The sequence below is a fragment of the Hallella bergensis DSM 17361 genome, assembly GCF_000160535.1.
Classification (GTDB): Bacteria; Bacteroidota; Bacteroidia; order Bacteroidales; family Bacteroidaceae; genus Prevotella; species Prevotella bergensis.
The window spans coordinates 156,914-174,630 of record NZ_GG704781.1; the positions used below are offsets into that span (position 1 = coordinate 156,914).

A 17,717-nucleotide genomic window follows, 5' to 3' on the forward strand; every position below is an offset into this window, starting at 1 on the left:
TAATGAAAAGAATCGAACGATTCTATTTCTTCATAGGCAGAGTATAGAGAATCTTTCCTTCTTTGTTAATGGCATAGAGCGTGAGCTGCTGCTTGTCGGCACTGACTACTGTGAATCCCGTTGAGGGATCGCACCAACGCGTGCCCTCCATAGGCTGCACGGAACGCGAGAGTGCAGCCGCAGAGTTCACCCAATAGTTGATGTTGTCGCCCGGCTTTTTGATGTACTGGAAGTTATGGATGTGCCCGCAACCATAAACCGACACATTGGGGTGGCGACGCAGCACGGGCAAAAGGTATTTCTGCATATCGGCGCGCTCCGAGTTTGCCTTGGACGTCTGCGCATAAATGGGATGATGCCCCACGCAGATAACCCAATCTTCCTTGGCTGCGGTCAGCGTGCTGTCGAGCCATGCCAGTTGCTTGTCGCGATCCTGCAAGTGTGCATCGGGATAGGTTTCGGTGTCTTTGCGATATTTGCCCATCAATGGGGTGGTGTCGATGAAGACCACACGCACGGAGCAATCCTTGCCTTCGAATACCTTGGAGTAATAGCGTGCGGGCATGGCCCAGCGACGGCTCACTTTGGCATAGTCGAGTACGGCCTGTGTGTTGCCGCGATATTCATGGTTGCCCAATAGAGGATACCAAAAGCACATCAGTTCCGGATGGGAATAGATGAGCTCGTAGTTGGTCATCCACAAGGGGTCGGTGACGCTCTCCACACCACTGAAATGGTGGACATCACCCACCGCAATGACGGCTTCCGGGCCAACGGTTTCTGCCATTGTACCCATCAGTTCGCCAATCGTTTTCTGGTCGTAATAGCCGTTACGGCCCATGTCGTTTACCCAATAGAGATTGACGTCTGCCTTCATCTGCTTCCACTCTGCGGGCGTTTGAGCCTGCAAAGAAATGAAAGACGAAACGAGGAGGCCTGCAAATAATATATGTCTGAATAGTTTATTCATTGTTGTGCGTGTTTATTTTGTACCAAATGCTCCGAAGAAGTTGCTCGGAACCGGTGCTGTGACATAATAGTTTTGGTCGTCGGCATTGCTTGTCCACTTCACTTTCTTCATACCAAAGAAGGCAAGTCCTCCGGGGAAGTTGCGCATCACGGCAGACGTTGCACCGGAAAGCTGTGGTGCACTCGGCTGCAAATGGAAATCCCAAGAGGCGTTCCATTTCAGTGGTGCGCCGTTGGCTACGTTGTCGCTTTCGCAGTTGATGTTCATCTTGTCGTTTTGGGCGAAGCTGACAAACAGTTTTGACAAATCTTCCGGAGCCGCTCCCGTGATGTTGCGGTCGTCCCAGACAATCATCTTGAAGTCCTTACCCTGCTGCTTGACGCCCGTTTCGGTGGATGCGAAGAAGTAGTTGGGGTGGAGCACACTGTTGTCAATATCGCCACCATTTTTGTCAGGCTGCCGTATGCCATAACGGTTGTCGACCATCAAGTTGTTGACAAAGACCGGTGCGATGCCTTTCTCAATCCATACGTTGCCACCTTTCTTATTCTTCGTTCGGCGCCATCCGCAGTCCACAGCCGTGTTGTTGTAGATGACAAGCTTCGACGCGAAGTTCTTCTCCACACCCGACCCAGAGAGCTTGAAAGCATTGGTGCAGGCATTGTATATCAGGTTGTAGGAGATATCGAGTATGCATCCCGACTTCACGTTGATGGCCTCACCACCGTCGCTCTCGTTCCCGCTATCGGCAAACACTGAGCCATGGATAACTCCGTTCCCACCGGTGAAGTAAGTCTGGTCGTTGTAATTGTCGTGGAAGAAACAGTTGACAATGGCAAAGCGGCCGTTGGTATTGCAGAAATGGAACGCGGGGACACCACCGTCGATGGTTGTTTTAAAGAGTTTGTTTTGGAAAGACAGGGAACTTTCCGTCGGCGTGGCACCGGCATGGGCGATTTCCGCGTGACTCAACACCACCTCGCCACAGTCGTATCCGCAGATAATGCCGCCCCAGTCGTTGGGTTTACCAGTGTCCGACTTGATGACTACGGGTTTTTCCTTGGTCCCCATGACGTAGAGATTACCCAAGGCTACAATCTCGACGGGGTGGTCTTCCGTAGGCTTGGAACTGACGGTCACTTTCACGCCCGGCTCGATATAGAGCGACGCGCCGGCGGGAATCTTGAACGACGAAGTCAGTGTGGTGTCGTGGCTCCACACCATAGAGCCTGTGGGATAAGAGGCTATGGCTGTCTTCACTGTGTTGCCATCGCCCGTATTGATGGTTATGGTGTCGGTTTTGGCGGCATAGTCGTATGGGTTGATATTCTCATTCTCGCACGAACTCGTGCCGGCAGCAAATGCTATGGCTAAAATGCCTGTAAACAAATTAAATCTCTTCATATTGATTTTTACAAATTACTGATTATAAATTTACTCTCACGCCCAACAAATATGTGCGTCCATATTTGTAGTTTCCCACGATGGTGCAGTCGCCGGGTTGTCCCGGAATGCTGGTGTTGAACTCGTTTACGGTCTTCAAGTAGCGCTCACGCTTGCTGTTGAGCAAGTTGTTGGCCTTGACAAATATTGATATTCCGTTCTTGAAACTCTTCTCACCACTAAGGTCCAAAGAGAAAATATGCTTCTCCCACTCATCTGAATTATAATAAGGTGAAACAAGCACGAGTCGTGTTCCGGTATACGCGGCGGCCAGTTGTCCGTTCCAGCCGTGGTTGGTATCTTTATAAAGCAGTGAGACATTGGCTGTGTGTGGTGCCTGATTGATGAGCGGACGGGTCTGATCCACGTTCTCAACTTGGTTCTTTGCAACATAGTGTTTCTTTGTTGTCGTGATCGCCGAGTGTGTGTAGGTATAGTTTGCCTTCACACCGAAGTGGCGGATATACTTCACCACATCCAGCTCCACACCAAAGTTCTTGGCATTGCCCAGGTTTTGGGGCATATAGTAACTGGCGTTGGTCTGACGCTGATCCACATCGAAGGTCGTCTCTATCGGATCTTTCAGATACTTGTAGAACACGCCAATCATCACCTGCTCATCCTGCGAGGGCAACCACTCCCAGCGCAGGTCGAGGTTGTCGATACGTGTGCGTTTCAGCAGCGGATTACCCTTCTCGGTGTAGTCTTCACCGTCAATCTGATAGGGAACAAGCTCATAAAATCCCGGACGATTGATGCTCTTGTAATAATTGAGGCGAAGATTCATCTTGTTGTTCATCATCCAACGCAGCGACACGGAAGGCAGATAATCCCAATACGACTGCTCGCCGAGAGACCCCGTCGTCTCGAAACGTTGCAGCATGGTGTAAAGTTGATTGGTGTGTTCGGCACGGAATCCCGCTACCAACTCACCATGATCCGAAGTAAGCGTCACCATACCATAGGCTGCACCTATGCGCTCCTTGGAGTCGTAGTTGAGCTGCGAGGCCTGCGAGCGTGGTGTCTTGAGTGTCCAGTCGATGCCGTCGAATGCGTCGAGGTTGTTTGAGGACAAGACGATGCCATTGTCGGAGGGTGAGAAAATATAGGAATAATAATGGTTGTTGCGTTTCTTGTTGCGATACATCGCACCCGCTTTCCACAGCGCTTTCATGTTACGCTCAAAAGGTGTCTCCCAGGAAAGGTTGATATATCCCGTCCAGTCCTTGTCATCATTGTGCTGGAAGCGCCGCTCCTGCGATGTCGGAAATATCTTCGACACTTCTCCACCTGTCACCGTGTTTTTGATAGTTGTGTAAATGCGGTCGGGGTCTTTTTCTCTTGCATCGGCAAAGAGACCGGCCCAGTCCACGGTGAAGTCCGGGGTCAGCCGGTGGACTCCCTTGATGTTCGACGCAAAGATAGTCTGCGTCTGTGTCATGGTGCGCATTTCGTCGGCTCGCGTCCAGTTGGAGTTGGCGAGGTCGAAGTCGTAGTCGGTGGTGATGTCCATGCTATAACGCGTGTTGTCCTCCTGACGATGCACAAGCATGTTATACCATTCCAATTTGTGATTGCCCAGCGTGAGGTCTATCTTGCCATGTGCCCCCAGGTTGAGGTCGTGTATCGAATAGTGCCTTTTCTTGATCGAACTGATGTACGCTGTCTCCTCACCATTAGCCATCACTTCCTTGTTGAGCTCCCGCTCTGTGCCACGATAGACGTTCTGCAGGTTGCCCGCAAGTATAACGCCAAGTTTTTTATCCCAGAATCGGTCGCCAACGGAGATGCCGGCATGAACGTTTGGCATAGGCATGCTGTGGCGCGAAATCTGCGAACCACCGTTTTTGAAGTCTGCGGCAGTGGCATCGTAGGTGCTTCCATATTGCTCGTAGGGTGCTTTCGAAGTGGTATTGCCGCGCTTGGCACTCAGGTAGTCGTAACTGATGTTGCCGAATGGCGACTGCGTTTTGTCGCCCTGCCAGAAGAAGTCGCTTGCTCCTGTTGCCAAGTTGGCCTGAAGCCTGAAGCTGCCCGGCGCGTCCTTCATGTTCATATCCACAACTCCACCTGCCGCATCTCCCTCCATATCTGCTGTGAGCGATTTGGAAACGATCACCCTGTCCATCAGGTCTGACGGGAAAAGATTCAGTGGAATATAGCGGTTTTTGTCGTCAGGACTTGGTATTTTCACACCATTGACCAATGTGTAGTTGTAGCGCTTGTCCATACCTCTTAATATCGCATATGAGGCTTCGCCCGATGCATCTTGTTGCATCGTTACGCCGGAGACGCGCTGCAGCACAGCCGCCACATTGACGTCAGGAGAGATTTGAATGGCCTGCGCACTCATCACATTGAGCACCTGCGACGAATTTTTTACCATCGAGTAGGCACTTTGGTCCGTGTCGTTACGGCGAAAGCCCTTCACGACAACTTCATTCAGCTCCTGTGCCTCTGGCTTCAATTCCAGATTGACAGCCTTGCCGGAGGAAAGATCCACCTGAATTTCAACAGGCTCATAACCCAGATAGTTGGCTACAAGCGTGATAGTACCTTCGTCGGGAAGGTTTTTCAACACGAACGAACCGTCCAATCCGGTCGTCGTGCTGTTATCCCTGTCTCCCTTCACATGGACTACGGAGCCTATGAGTGTCTCACCCGTCGTCTTGTCTTTCACCACACCATTCAATGATCCGGCAAGACAAGCAGGAATGACCAAACAACTCAAGGCTACCATGAGAACAATCTTCTTCATAAAATTCACTTCTATACTTTTTCGTCGGCAAAATTAGATAACAGATGTTACAAAGTTAGAAAGAGAATATGACGAAGTTGTGAAGATGAGATTGGTTTGATTATCGCAAGTCAGTTGCTGCACACGCCATGGAATGGGCTGTAAAACAGAATTACTGTTTTCCTGTGATTGTTTTTGGAGCAACCAGAAAAAAATGCGCCATGTTTTTGCCGAAAAAACCTGCCGGGAAAACAAAAAAATATTGGAGACGTCACGAATACTATCTTGTCGTCCTGCGTTTTGGGCTTCATCATCGCGCGAATGAACCTTAGTCATGGTGCGATTAAGGTTCAATCGTAATGCCATTCGATATCCAACGTCGCATGACAAAATCGGAGTCACAAGGACATTTTTGGTAAATGGTTGATTATTAGCTAACTACAAATTATCGCAAATTTCGCGTATTTCGAACCAAAGGAATTTTGTTTTGAAATTCGCCAAACACAGAAGTGCATTTGTAAAAAAGTATCGTCATGTTTGAGCCATTCCATTTCAGGGATAGCGGGCAGTTCACTGCAACTCGCCCGATATCTTTGAGCGTTCTGGTCGAACAATAGTTCGTTGATCCTAATATAATCGTTTGAAGATGAGTGAGTCAATTAACTATATATAAATAATAAAGTCTGGTTAACTGGCTGATGAGCAGTAACTTTATAGTAGGCTCATGTACAAAAATGAGGATGTTAGGTAGTACGGATCGTGATAAATCACGCCCCTACGGAATCGCCCCTTGGCGGAGCGTGACCTTCTTCTACAACGCATCATTCGCAAAACAGAATGTGGCAAAGGCGATGTAGCATAACAATGAAAAAGATGCCGGAAAGCATGGTTAGTCATCAACTAATGTGTATTTTTGTAAAAAAGATGCGCATGCTCGGAAAATAGGGGCGGAGCTCAACAGCGCATAGCAACATCATTATCATTGCGGAATGGTTGAACTAAAATAGGACTTGAATGAAAAAGAAAGCATTGTTTGTGGGCGGAACGGGAACGATCAGCTCGGCTATCACCCGGCTGGTGGCCACACAGCCCGACTGGGAACTGACGTTGTTGAATCGAGGGACGAGAAACGAGGACCTGCCCGATAACGTGAAGGCCATCACGGCTGATATCAAAAAAGACGATGTGTCGGCCATGATCGGAGACGAAGTCTATGATGTCATAGCAGAGTTTATCGGATTTGTGCCCGAGGATGTGGAGCGCGATTTCCGCATCTTCAACGGTCACACCCGCCAATATATGTTCATCAGCTCAGCCTCAGCCTATCAAAAGCCTATGGAACACTATCTCATCACGGAAGAAACGCCGCTTGAAAACCCTTACTGGGCGTATTCGCGCAATAAAAAAGCCTGTGAGGAGCTGCTCCACCGATATGCGTCCGAAGATGGATTCCCGGTGACGATCATCCGTCCGAGTCACACCTACTGCGAGCGTTCGGTGCCCGTGGCCGTGCATGGTGACAAGGGCAGTTGGCAAGTAGTGAAGCGCATGATGAAGGGAAAGCCTGTGATTATCCACGGAGACGGTAGTTCACTGTGGACGTTGACCCACAACACCGACTTCGCCCGTGGTTTTTTCGGACTGATGGGCAATGCCCAAGCCATAGGTGAGACATTCCATATTACCTCCGACGAGTCGATCACCTGGAATCAAATCTACCAGGTTTTGGCCGATGCTTTGGGTGTAAAGTTGCAGGCCTGCTATGTGCCGTCGGAGCTATTGGCGGCTAATGACAAATACGACATGACCGGAAATCTGCTTGGCGATAAGGCCAGCACGGTGGTTTTTGACAACAGCAAGCTGAAAAGCGTGGTACCCGACTTCAAGGCAGAGGTGAAATACCGAGACGGAGTGAAACAGGTTGTGGACTACATCTTGAAACACGAGGAATGTCAGATACCTGACCCGGAATTTGACTTGTGGTGCGATCACGTTGTGGCAGTGATGCAAGAAGCATCGCGCAAGATTGCAGCTGTCACGGTATAAAGACCGAATGATCTCCAAAGATATGCCAGCCGGTTGTTACTTGCCTGTGATGCGCTGTGCTGCCACTGTGTAGGTACATATCATGCACAGTAAAGAGCCTATGTTCTGTTTTTGTCCTGATTATCAATATAGAAGATACTATGTGTGCAAAATCAAATCATGAAGAAACTAAATACGTATAGCTTATTGAAAACAATCGATTTCAATTAATTTTGAGAATCCTTCTTTGAAAGGTAATATATCTGTTTTTCAAATTCCAATAAATTTCGAGGATCAACATTGATGTCCATTAACGATCCATTAGGGGCAATCAATCTATATGCTGGATAAGATGTTACTTTCATATATTTCTCAAGCAATACTTGTTGATGACGGGGTAAATTATAATGTACGCAGTTTTCCTTGGTCAGTTTATATTCCTGAATCGTGTTTCGCCATGATTTTTCCGGACTGTTATTAGCAAAATACATAAAAACCATATTGTATGGAGATAATTTGTCATAGAGAACCTCACTATGTGACAAAGCTTCTTTACATGGACCGCACCATGTTCCCCAAATATCTATGAGAATATAGTGTCCTCGATACGGCTCTGTTATTTTTGCCAACAATTCCCTGCCGTCACTAATTCCTGCCACATCATCATTGGATTTCAAGTATTTTACATTGTTTCCTTTTAGTTGCTCCATAGATAGATATTTAAGATGCTCACTCATAATAGCATCTTTGGCGGTAGTCATACTTATGTCTGTATTCAGACAAGCAAGCAAAGGTTGGGACAGAGATTGACGATTTGTATTTATGATTTGAAAATAACGACGTGCCAACAGAATGTCCTTTAAATCTTGATCGCAGCCCAACGAGTCAATGACCTGCTTATATATTTTTAGTTTTGCCACTTCAATTTGCGTGGCATACTTTTGCGACAACATGATATAAGCATCCCAAATATTTGTATTCTTGTCTCGATACATCTCATATATTTTTCTCTTCTCTTCGTCATTAACTATCTTTTCAAGGTGATGCTGCATTTCGCCTATGATTTGGTCCCATTTTGCACCTAAATTCTTTTCAGCGTCAGTTAAGTGTACGTTGCATAGCTTTTCTGCAGCATCAAGTTTTTCTGAAAAGGTGCTTGGAGTGTAATTGCTTACCATATCTTCCATAAACCAAATCATTTCTCGATATAAAGAATATGGGTGTAATGGACTTTTCCAAAAGTTTTGATAAAGATAATCGCAGAGGTATTTTGGCAATTTAAAAGAGGAAGTCATATACTTAGACTGACTTATTGTGTATGCCTCCGCAAATTTCAAAGTCATTCTGGTATACTCTTTGAAGCGACTTGAAAGATTAGAATGTTGGTTAATAAGTTCATTAAGCGACCGATAGACATTGTTTTTGTTATGTTCTAATTTTTTCATAAAACAGGTGAAATCTTCTGATTCATCCTTCCGTTTAAATGTTGGGAAGAAATTTGTCCGCAGAAGTTCATTTTGCAGACGTGCACTTGTGCCCATAAAAAACCTTTCACCTGTTTGATAGTCACAAAGTAGAAAGTAAGTCTCACCAGGCTCAAACACTGACACGATATTAGTGCGTTGCCAATCAAGATAGACTTCTGTTGTGTTGATTAAGGGTAATGTCAAACAAAAGTGTCCATCAGGATTAATTCTTGCAGAATATGTACGTTCCAGATTTGTAAACAGGTCATCAAAGGTCACGCCAAAATCACCGTTAGAAGATTTGTCTTTTTCAGACATATTACGTAGCCATCCAATTATTGTTACAGAATCTTTATGTAAATAGCCGACGTTTTTGATGGGCGAATCATCTTTCGCAGGATAATCTGGTAGATACTTTGTTGTTATTTTCTCGCAAACAATAGTCTTGAGATTAGCAATTGTAATCTCGCTCGTATTATTTCTTAGTACTTTTACTTGTACAGGAATATCTTCCTTGCCATCTGTAATAAGAATATTATAGATATCTCCTTTCCTTTTTTTTGACTTATATCTCCAAAAATGCGAATTGTAAATAACACCCTCTTCATAAAAACCTATTTCCCAGTTACCGGTTTTCAGGTTTCTCCAATTGGATAAAGTGAGTTTATTATCACAAGTTATATTTTGAAGACAGAGATTGCTAAATGCTGTTATACTATTGAGTAAGAGTATTGCAATAAGGAGTATTCTATTCATTTCCTAGATTTATATTAGATATTTTGCGATGAAACTTGCAATGAAGTTCTATACTTCTTGGCCTATAATCCTTTATGAAGGATATGATATGGGTTCGTCATGAGAATGTAGGATTGTTTTATAATCTATTCCTTTTTATTTAGTTCTTTATTCAGTTCCTCCTCTATAGATTTATGCTGTATCTCGTGAACGTTTCCCTTTCGATCCATTAGAATGTATGTAGGTAATACTCTAATGGTAAATAGTTGATTAAGCGAGTCCATCTGCTGATCATTCAAACGGAGGTGATCTCCTCGTATTTTGTTTCTATATTGTTGCCAGCGACCTACGGGGGAACTCTGATCAGTGATATATACAAAAGCTAAATCAGGATGATTGAACTTACTGTCCTTATACGGTTCCATCTCATTCATAGTAGCTATACACCCGCCACACCATGTAGCCCAAAAATCAATAAGCACCACTTTTCCTTTATAGCGACGTTTCAAGTCTTCAAGGACATTGCTATACACTTGGTGTTCAATACTCTTCTGCGCAATTACTAATTGTTGAAACAGTTGATGAAAATATGAAAGACGCACATTGTCCATTGATCCGTCTGGCAGTTTACCGTAGAAGTTTATATGACGTGGATAGTCTTGTACGATGCGTAGATCGTGAATAAAATCGCACGGATTGTCACCTGAAATAGCATCCCAGTACTTTGGTGTTGTATTATGGGGTTGAAAAAAGTATGCCCGAAAGTTATTGTTGGTTCCAAGTGAGCGTAAAAATTCTGTTTGCTGTTGACTCATGGGCCTTTCTTCATATTTGTTTGGAGAGTTACCTTCTTTGCATGCAGCCATAACATCTTGTAATTGCACATTCCCCCAGAGGAAACTTTCTGCATTGAGGTCTACTGAAAAAGAGCAGAGTTGCTTGGCACAAAGAGGAAGTCGAGTGTCAGTTACAATCTTGTGCTTTAAGTAATTGCGCCATTTCATCATCCCGTCAACATAACTATCTGCGAGAGGTCGATTCAGAGACAGATCGGCTTCTAAGTTTAGATTCCATCCATATCCCTCCTGAAAAGGCATGTATCTATGGATAGCCGTGTTGAGATCGGCATAATGTCCTTCAAACCACAAATAGGGATGATGTGACAAATCATATTCCTCTTTTATAAGAAGCCTCTCCTGCTGTTCCGCAGTCAATGTGTCCGTTTGGCTTAGGCTATAGGTCTTATTGTTGATCCCATTGTTTTCGAAGCTATCGCAAACTTCTGCAAGTCTCGGTAAATCAACATATATATCCGCTGTTTCACCGGGAAATAAATAAAATTCTTTAGAAATGTTGCCTACTCTTAGTGACGCACGGCTCGACCCATGTTGAAAGAAACGTATCACGGCATGTCCCTCATTATTGATATGCCCGTTATAGTGATCTGTATAATTGGGGAATACCCCCGCTGCGGATAGCAGAACTTCTTTAAATGTATTCTTTTCTGTGTTCCAGTTCAGAAAATGAATCCGTACAACCGTTGTGTCCATTCTGAACGAAGGCTCTGGCAACGGTGCTTTCATGTCCATTTGATGGTTCTTTATATGCTCGGGAACTTGTGTCAGAACTTGACTTTTTACAGTTATCGTGACAACAGCAAGAACAGTAATGGCAAGTAGTCTTTCAATCCTTTGTCCAATCATTCATATAGGTTCTTGACAGTGTAAATGTGGGATAAGATGATCATTCTTCATACTTTGACAGATTAATTCCAACGTCTTATAGAATTTAATCAAAAGTTCGTATATCTCTATTTGCAAAATTACATCATTTACGTATGGTTACCTAATAAAGTCTTCAATATTTAAAAAAACAACGAATCTATGCTGGTCTCTTTTTCATCAAGAGGAAAGGGCATTTGGGAAATTATTTTTTTGTTTTTTATTCCCACTGGCTTATATGTCGCGAAATATATGTAAATTTGTATGAAACGTAATCATGAGCTTATGAGAAACTTGTTGATAACTTTGTTTTGCATGTGTGCCTTGACCATACAGGGCAATCCTGTTGATGATCTGATAGAGCGTGTCGCTCCCGGGGCATCACGACATTTCAAAACTGTCCTGCAACCGTCAGAACGAGACTTCTTTGAACTCTCGCAGCAGGGAAAACGTGTCTGCATCAAAGGAAACTCCTGGGTGAATATCGCCTCGGGGTTGAACTGGTATCTGAAATATTATGCCGGCATACACCTCACATGGAACAACATGAAGGTGAAAGCCCCTGTAACCTGGCCAACCGTGCCGAAGGTAGAGCGGCGTGAGACCGATTTGACATGGCGATACAATTTTAATTATTGCACATTTTCCTATTCCATGGCTTTCTGGGACTGGGAAAGATGGGAGCAGGAAATAGACTGGATGGCATTGCACGGGGTAAATATGCCACTGGCTGTAGTAGGGGCAGAAGTAGCGTGGCGCAATATGCTGATGAAACTTGGCTACAGCAAAGACGAGGTCAACAAGTTTATTGCTGGTCCCGCGTTTTTGGCGTGGTGGGAGATGAACAATCTTGAAGGGTGGGGCGGTCCGCTGCCCGATGCGTGGTACGCCCAGCAAGAGGCACTGCAAAAACGTATACTCAAGCGTGAGAAGGAGTTGGGGATGAGTCCTGTGCTTCCCGGATACTGTGGCATGATGCCCCACGATGCCAAGGCGAAACTGGGACTCGACGTCACTGACGGCGGTACGTGGAACGGCTACACACGTCCGGCCAACCTTTCTGCCACCGACCCGAAGTTTGACCATATAGCTGATCTGTATTATCGAGAACTTACTCGCCTTTATGGCAAGGCTGATTACTATTCGATGGATCCGTTTCATGAGTCACCGGATGATGCTTCGGTAGACTATGCTGAGGCCGGGCGCAAATTGCTTGCTGCTATGAAGCGGGCAAATGGCAAGTCAAACTGGGTGATTCAGGGATGGATGGAGAACCCGCGCCCACAAATGATAGAAGCTCTGCCCGAAGGCGACATCATCATTCTCGACCTTTTCTCGGAGTGTCGTCCAATGTTCGGAGCACCGTCGATTTGGCAGCGCAAGGAAGGTTATGGCAGGCACAACTGGCTGTTTTGTATGCTCGAGAATTTTGGTGCCAATGTGGGGCTGCATGGCCGTATGGATCAGCTTGTCCATAATTTCAAACTTGCAGCATCGCCCTCAACACCTTATCAGAATGCCCGGAAACATCTCAAGGGCATTGGATTCACGATGGAGGGCTCTGAAAATAATCCTATCATGTTCGAGTTGATGAGTGAACTGGTTTGGCGTGCCAACGATCTTGTTTCCGCAGAACGTGACAGGAGGGACTTCAAGGAGGGCTGGACGCGCAACTATGTCAAGGCTCGCTATGGTATAGACAACCCGAAGATACAGGAGGCTTGGCAATTGCTTATAGGCTCGATATACAACTGTCCTGTTGGCAACAATCAGCAGGGACCTCACGAAAGTATTTTTAACGGGAGACCGTCGCTTGATAACTTTCAGGTTAAAAGTTGGTCGAAGATGCGCAACTATTACGACCCCAACGTCACGCTCAGGGCTGCACAACTCATGACGAGTGTGGCCGACCGGTATCGTGGTAATAACAATTTTGAGTACGACCTTGTGGATATCGTGCGCCAAGCCATGGACGACCAGGCTCGCTTGCAATATCTTCGCACCATAGCCGATTACAAGGGTTTCGATCGAACGGCCTTCTCGGCCGACTCTGCTCGCTTCCTTAATATGCTGTTGCTACAGGACAAGTTGCTCGGCACGCGTCAGGAGTTCCGTCTGGGCACCCGTATTGAACAGGCTCGAAGTCTGAGCACTACACTCGAGGAAAAGAATCTTTACGAATGGAATGCCCGGGTTCAGATTACGACATGGGGCAACCGCACGTGTGCCAACGAGGGCGGACTGCGCGACTATGCCCACAAGGAATGGCAGGGACTGCTCCGCGATTTCTATTTTATGCGCTGGCATACTTATCTTGATGCGCTCTCCAAACAGATGACAGCCCATGCGCAGCCCGATTTCGACGCTCTCGGAGCAGGTTCTTATGCCGGAAAAACTGCCGACGAATTGTATGAGCTGGCTCTGCCGGCCGCACCACAGATCGACTGGTATGCCTTGGAGGAGCCTTGGACCAAGCAGCATAACGTTTATACATCGGCTCCCGAAGGCAACAGTGTGGATGTGGCTAAGGAGGTGATGAGGTTTCTGAGCCAAAGCCGATCATGCTTGTTGGACGTGAAATGACTCCCAATATCCATTCAACGACAATGAAAATATCATATACAGACAGAGTTCTTCACTTTAAGCAACCGGCAGGAACAAGCCGCGGTGTGTACACCACGCACCATTCCTACTATGTGCGCATGGAGCAAGAAGGCGTGGCGGGTATTGGCGAATGCTCGGTGTTGCCCGACCTCAGCTGCGATGCCATGCCGGACAAACGCTATGAGCAGATTCTCGACAGGGTGTGCAGTCTTGTGGAAAAGACGGGCGGCATACCTTATGAGATGCTCCGCCCTTATCCCTCTATACTTTTTGGGCTCGAGACTGCCTTTGCCCAGCTTGACGCCAAGGGTTCTACGGCTCTTTTCGACACGCCCTTTTCACGGGGTGAGGAAGGCATCACCATTAACGGATTAGTATGGATGGGCACTTTTGAAGAGATGTATGCACGGATAGAGGAGAAGCTGAAGGCCGGCTTTGGATGTGTGAAACTCAAGATTGGTGCTATTGACTGGCAGAAAGAGATTGCACTCATCAAGCATATCCGACAGTGCTTTTCCCGTGAACAGGTAGAACTTCGGGTGGATGCCAACGGCGGGTTCACGCCTGAAAATGCCATGAGTCGCTTGGAGGAATTGAGTCGATACGACATCCATTCCATAGAGCAGCCCATACGTCAGCACCAGTGGCGTGAGATGGCTCGGCTCTGTCGGGAGTCGCCTTTGCCCATTGCGCTCGACGAGGAACTTATCGGTGTGAATCGACCAGACATGAAGGCGAGGCTGTTAGACGAGATACGTCCGGCCTATATCGTGTTGAAACCCAGTTTACATGGGGGTATGATGGGCACCCGGGAGTGGATAAGACTTGCGCAGGAGCGTGGTATTGGTTCATGGATTACGTCGGCCTTGGAAAGCAATATTGGGCTGAACGCGGTGGCACAACTGTGTGCAAAGGTGTACGGACCGGACATCACGATGCCCCAGGGGTTAGGAACGGGACAGCTCTACATTGATAATATTGAGACGCCCTTACAGATTAGGGGAGACAAGCTGTGGGCCATTTAGAATTAATGTCATGTTGTTGGATGATTTTTTAAGTGAGTGGAAGAATGGTGAGTCGTGCCTGACGGTGCATACCAGTGGGTCTACAGGCAAGCCCAAGGCAATGTTGGTGGAGAAGGAGCGTATGCTTCATTCTGCCAAAACGACCTGTGATTTTCTTGGGCTCACGGCTGGAGATACGGCTCTACTCTGCATGAATCTCGATTATATCGGAGCCAAAATGATGGTGGTTAGGAGTTTGGAGCGAGGCATGAAACTTGTGGCGGTGCCGCCCATGGGTCATCCATACGCCGGACTTCCTGCCGAATATCGAGAGCATGGGCGCATCACGTTTGCGGCAATGGTGCCTCTGCAGGTGTACAACTCGTTGCAGGTGGCGGAGGAAGCCGACTGGCTGCGCAGCATAAACCACTTGATTATAGGCGGCGCGGCTGTTGACGGACAACTCGCCCGACAGCTGAGGACATTCCCAAATCATGTCTGGAGCACCTATGGCATGACGGAAACGCTTTCGCATGTTGCCCTCAGACAGCTCAATGGGCCCGATGCAAGCGAGTGGTACAGGCCGTTTGATACGGTGGAAATCAGCAAGAACGCGGAGGGATGCTTGGTCATTAACGCACCGATGATACATGATGGGGCTTTGGTCACCAATGATATGGTGGAGATATGCCCAACCAAGGGGTTTAGAATCTTGGGTCGGAAAGATAATGTTATTGTTTCGGGTGGAGTGAAGATACAGATTGAAGAGGTGGAGAAAACGCTCAGGCCTTTTCTTGCCAAGCCTTTCCTCATTTCTAAGGCACCGTCCGAAAAATTTGGCGAGGAGGTGGTGCTACTCACCGAAGACACCGATATGGCAGAGGTATCGGAGATTTGTTTGAATGCCTTGCCTAAATATTGGGTGCCCCGAAAATATGTCCATGTGGACAAAATTCCATTAACCGAAACCGGGAAGCCGGCGAGATTTAATTCACAATTCATAATTCACAATTCATAATTGCCACCGCGCAGCCTTAATTATGAATTATGAATTGTGAATTATGAATTATCAACCTCCTTCGCGAAAGAAATCGAGTGCTTCTTTGATCTCTTTTTCGGTAGCGGTTTGGTTGATACGAATGTCACCAATGTCGCCCAAGAGTGTGAAGTTAATGATGCCGGCAGTGTTTTTCTTGTCGTGCATCATTAGTGAGATGAGCTCTGGATAATTGTCGCAAGTGATGTGATACGATCCATAATAGTCGCGTATGAAGCGTGTGGTTTGCTGCATTCGGTCGGTTGGGAATCCTGTTTTGACAGCAGATAGGTAGAGTTCGCATATCATACCAAAAGCCACGGCATAACCATGGAGCAAGGGTGGCGTGACGTGATCGTATTTCATCGAGAAACTTTCGAAAGCATGTCCGAAGGTGTGACCGAAGTTCAGGGCTTTCCTAAGGCCTTGCTCCTTGGGATCTTGCTCAACGATGTGCTCTTTCACCTGTACCGATTTTTCCAACATCGACTGCAGTTGGTTGAGGTCAGGCTCTGCAAGGTCGAAACGAAGCAGTTCTGCCCAGTGGGCGGTGTTGGAGATAAGCCCGTGCTTGATCATCTCGGCATAGCCCGAACGGAGGTTTTGTGGGTCGAGGGTTTGTAGAAAATCAGTGGAAAGAATGACATATTCGGCATTGCAAAAAACACCTATCTCGTTTTTCAGACCACCGAAGTTAATGCCCGTTTTGCCACCCACCGAAGCATCGGTCATGGCAAGGAGCGTGGTGGGCATGTTGATGAAACGGATGCCTCGCTTAAAAGTGGCGGCTGCAAAACCGCCAAGGTCGGTCACCATGCCTCCCCCGAGATTCAGCATGCACGAGTGCCGGGTGGCACCTCCGTTCTGCAGAGCTTGCCAGACGTGGGTAAGCGATTCGATGTTTTTATGTGTGTCGGTGGGGCTGATGGTCATCAGGTGTGCATCCTGCAGGCAACTATAGTGCTGTACTACGGGCCAGCACTTGGCCTTGGTGGTGTCGTCTGTCAATACAAAAAGTTTGTCGTGTCTGTACTCAGAGAGAGCCGTGGTCAAGTCGGCCTCGATGTTGTTGGAAATAATCACTCTTCTTTCCATGATCAATACAAATTATGTTCAGATGCAAATATAGTGAGAATATGTGTTTTGTGCCAACTTTTTACCCTTTATATTGTTTTCTATACGTGTGTTTAAGAGTTAAGAGTCTTCGATGGGGTGATATTTTTGGTTCATACGACATTTGGAGTGATTTAACACGAGAAGCAAGATTATACCTGACGAGGATGCTTTCTGTGTCCTATTACATCAGCTAAAATGGATCATCGGTCATCCATGCAGTTTTGTTCTCATCAACAGTTGTCCGGGATGAATCCTGAGACAACAGATACTGATATTTTTTCTGACAAACATCTCTCTATATTTCGCGAATTTAAAAATATAAATCCATCGGTTTGAAATTCGAGAAATTTGAGATGATTCGTAGTGGGTTGACAATCAGAGTTTTACTAAATACGATTTTACTATACGATTTTTGTTGTCTACGATTAGATATTAAACGCGATTGCGTTTAAACTTTAATCACGATGCGACAAAGCTTTGGTCGCACAATCGATAAGCTCGAATCGCGGTGCCACAAGGCTATAGTCGCATCGGGCTTATGTTTTTGATACTCTTCGGGATTAGAATTATTTGCAAAAACATGGCGCATTTCTGTCCAGATGAGACGAAAGAAAATGACCGGAAACGGTAATAATATTTTATAAAGTGAAGAATGAAGAGTGAAGAGTGAAGAGTGAAGAATGAAGAGTGAAGAATGAAGAGGGAAGAATGAAGAGGGAAGAATGAAGAGGGAAGAATATGCACTATATGACTGTCGTATCACTCGAAATGTCGGATGAACCATATTTTTCAGGATGACAGGTTAAACCAAAGGACGGTCATTACGTCTTAAAAATGTAAACTATTATTTTCAATAGCAT

11 protein-coding genes are annotated in these 17,717 nt (G+C 46.3%); 4 read left to right on the plus strand and 7 right to left on the minus strand.

All coding sequences use genetic code 11. The features are described 5' to 3' along the window. Positions 1–22: 22 nt before the first annotated feature. Genes HMPREF0645_RS04620 through HMPREF0645_RS13640 form a run of 4 tightly spaced genes read right to left on the minus strand, consistent with a single transcriptional unit; the run spans position 23 to position 5,516 of the window. Positions 23–970 (minus strand): metallophosphoesterase, encoded by a 948-nt coding sequence (locus HMPREF0645_RS04620; protein WP_007173730.1) that lies wholly within the window; start codon positions 968–970, stop codon positions 23–25. A gap of 12 nt (positions 971–982) precedes the next feature. After that, positions 983–2,374, minus strand: coding sequence for a hypothetical protein (locus HMPREF0645_RS04625; protein ID WP_007173731.1), 1,392 nt, complete (start codon positions 2,372–2,374; stop codon positions 983–985). Positions 2,375–2,396: 22 nt separating this feature from the next. After that, entirely contained in the window at positions 2,397–5,171 is a 2,775-nt protein-coding gene (locus HMPREF0645_RS04630) for a TonB-dependent receptor (protein ID WP_007173732.1), read from the minus strand. Between the two features lie 33 nt (positions 5,172–5,204). Continuing rightward, the gene (locus HMPREF0645_RS13640) at positions 5,205–5,516 is read right to left on the minus strand and encodes a hypothetical protein (RefSeq protein ID WP_156777856.1); all 312 of its coding nucleotides are present in this window, start codon (positions 5,514–5,516) and stop codon (positions 5,205–5,207) included. 648 nt (positions 5,517–6,164) lie between these two features. Between HMPREF0645_RS13640 and HMPREF0645_RS04635 the strand changes: the two genes are divergently transcribed. Continuing rightward, on the plus strand, positions 6,165–7,196 hold the full coding sequence (locus HMPREF0645_RS04635) for an SDR family oxidoreductase (protein ID WP_007173734.1): 1,032 nt from the start codon (positions 6,165–6,167) through the stop codon (positions 7,194–7,196). Positions 7,197–7,402: 206 nt separating this feature from the next. Here HMPREF0645_RS04635 and HMPREF0645_RS04640 read toward each other — a convergent pair whose 3' ends face one another. Both HMPREF0645_RS04640 and HMPREF0645_RS04645 read right to left on the minus strand, forming a co-directional pair. Further along, positions 7,403–9,397: a TlpA family protein disulfide reductase gene (locus HMPREF0645_RS04640; protein ID WP_007173735.1), complete on the minus strand. Its 1,995-nt coding sequence runs from the start codon at positions 9,395–9,397 to the stop codon at positions 7,403–7,405. Positions 9,398–9,522: 125 nt separating this feature from the next. Next, complete coding sequence (locus tag HMPREF0645_RS04645) at positions 9,523–11,079, minus strand: TlpA family protein disulfide reductase (protein ID WP_007173736.1); 1,557 nt, start codon at positions 11,077–11,079, stop codon at positions 9,523–9,525. 303 nt (positions 11,080–11,382) lie between these two features. On the opposite strand from HMPREF0645_RS04645, the gene HMPREF0645_RS04650 reads away from it, so the two are divergent. Genes HMPREF0645_RS04650 through HMPREF0645_RS04660 form a run of 3 tightly spaced genes read left to right on the plus strand, consistent with a single transcriptional unit; the run spans position 11,383 to position 15,723 of the window. Continuing rightward, positions 11,383–13,680 (plus strand): alpha-N-acetylglucosaminidase, encoded by a 2,298-nt coding sequence (locus HMPREF0645_RS04650; RefSeq protein WP_156777868.1) that lies wholly within the window; start codon positions 11,383–11,385, stop codon positions 13,678–13,680. Positions 13,681–13,703: 23 nt separating this feature from the next. Continuing rightward, on the plus strand, positions 13,704–14,726 hold the full coding sequence (locus tag HMPREF0645_RS04655; protein WP_044123303.1) for an o-succinylbenzoate synthase: 1,023 nt from the start codon (positions 13,704–13,706) through the stop codon (positions 14,724–14,726). Positions 14,727–14,736: 10 nt separating this feature from the next. Beyond that, entirely contained in the window at positions 14,737–15,723 is a 987-nt protein-coding gene (locus HMPREF0645_RS04660) for an AMP-binding protein (protein ID WP_007173739.1), read from the plus strand. A 51-nt stretch (positions 15,724–15,774) separates the two neighbouring features. On the opposite strand, the gene aroB is transcribed toward HMPREF0645_RS04660, so the two are convergent. After that, positions 15,775–16,836 (minus strand): 3-dehydroquinate synthase, encoded by a 1,062-nt coding sequence (gene aroB / locus HMPREF0645_RS04665; protein ID WP_007173740.1) that lies wholly within the window; start codon positions 16,834–16,836, stop codon positions 15,775–15,777. Between the last annotated feature and the right edge of the window lie 881 nt (positions 16,837–17,717).

Coding starts and splice junctions, on each gene's coding strand:
- HMPREF0645_RS04650 (WP_156777868.1), top strand. CDS start 11,383: ATGAGAAACTTGTTGATAACTTTGTTTTGCATGTGTGCCTTGACCATA.
- HMPREF0645_RS04635 (WP_007173734.1), top strand. CDS start 6,165: ATGAAAAAGAAAGCATTGTTTGTGGGCGGAACGGGAACGATCAGCTCG.
- HMPREF0645_RS04655 (WP_044123303.1), top strand. CDS start 13,704: ATGAAAATATCATATACAGACAGAGTTCTTCACTTTAAGCAACCGGCA.
- HMPREF0645_RS04645 (WP_007173736.1), bottom strand. CDS start 11,079: ATGATTGGACAAAGGATTGAAAGACTACTTGCCATTACTGTTCTTGCT.
- HMPREF0645_RS04625 (WP_007173731.1), bottom strand. CDS start 2,374: ATGAAGAGATTTAATTTGTTTACAGGCATTTTAGCCATAGCATTTGCT.
- HMPREF0645_RS04660 (WP_007173739.1), top strand. CDS start 14,737: ATGTTGTTGGATGATTTTTTAAGTGAGTGGAAGAATGGTGAGTCGTGC.
- HMPREF0645_RS04630 (WP_007173732.1), bottom strand. CDS start 5,171: ATGAAGAAGATTGTTCTCATGGTAGCCTTGAGTTGTTTGGTCATTCCT.
- HMPREF0645_RS13640 (WP_156777856.1), bottom strand. CDS start 5,516: ATGGCATTACGATTGAACCTTAATCGCACCATGACTAAGGTTCATTCG.
- aroB (WP_007173740.1), bottom strand. CDS start 16,836: ATGGAAAGAAGAGTGATTATTTCCAACAACATCGAGGCCGACTTGACC.
- HMPREF0645_RS04640 (WP_007173735.1), bottom strand. CDS start 9,397: ATGAATAGAATACTCCTTATTGCAATACTCTTACTCAATAGTATAACA.
- HMPREF0645_RS04620 (WP_007173730.1), bottom strand. CDS start 970: ATGAATAAACTATTCAGACATATATTATTTGCAGGCCTCCTCGTTTCG.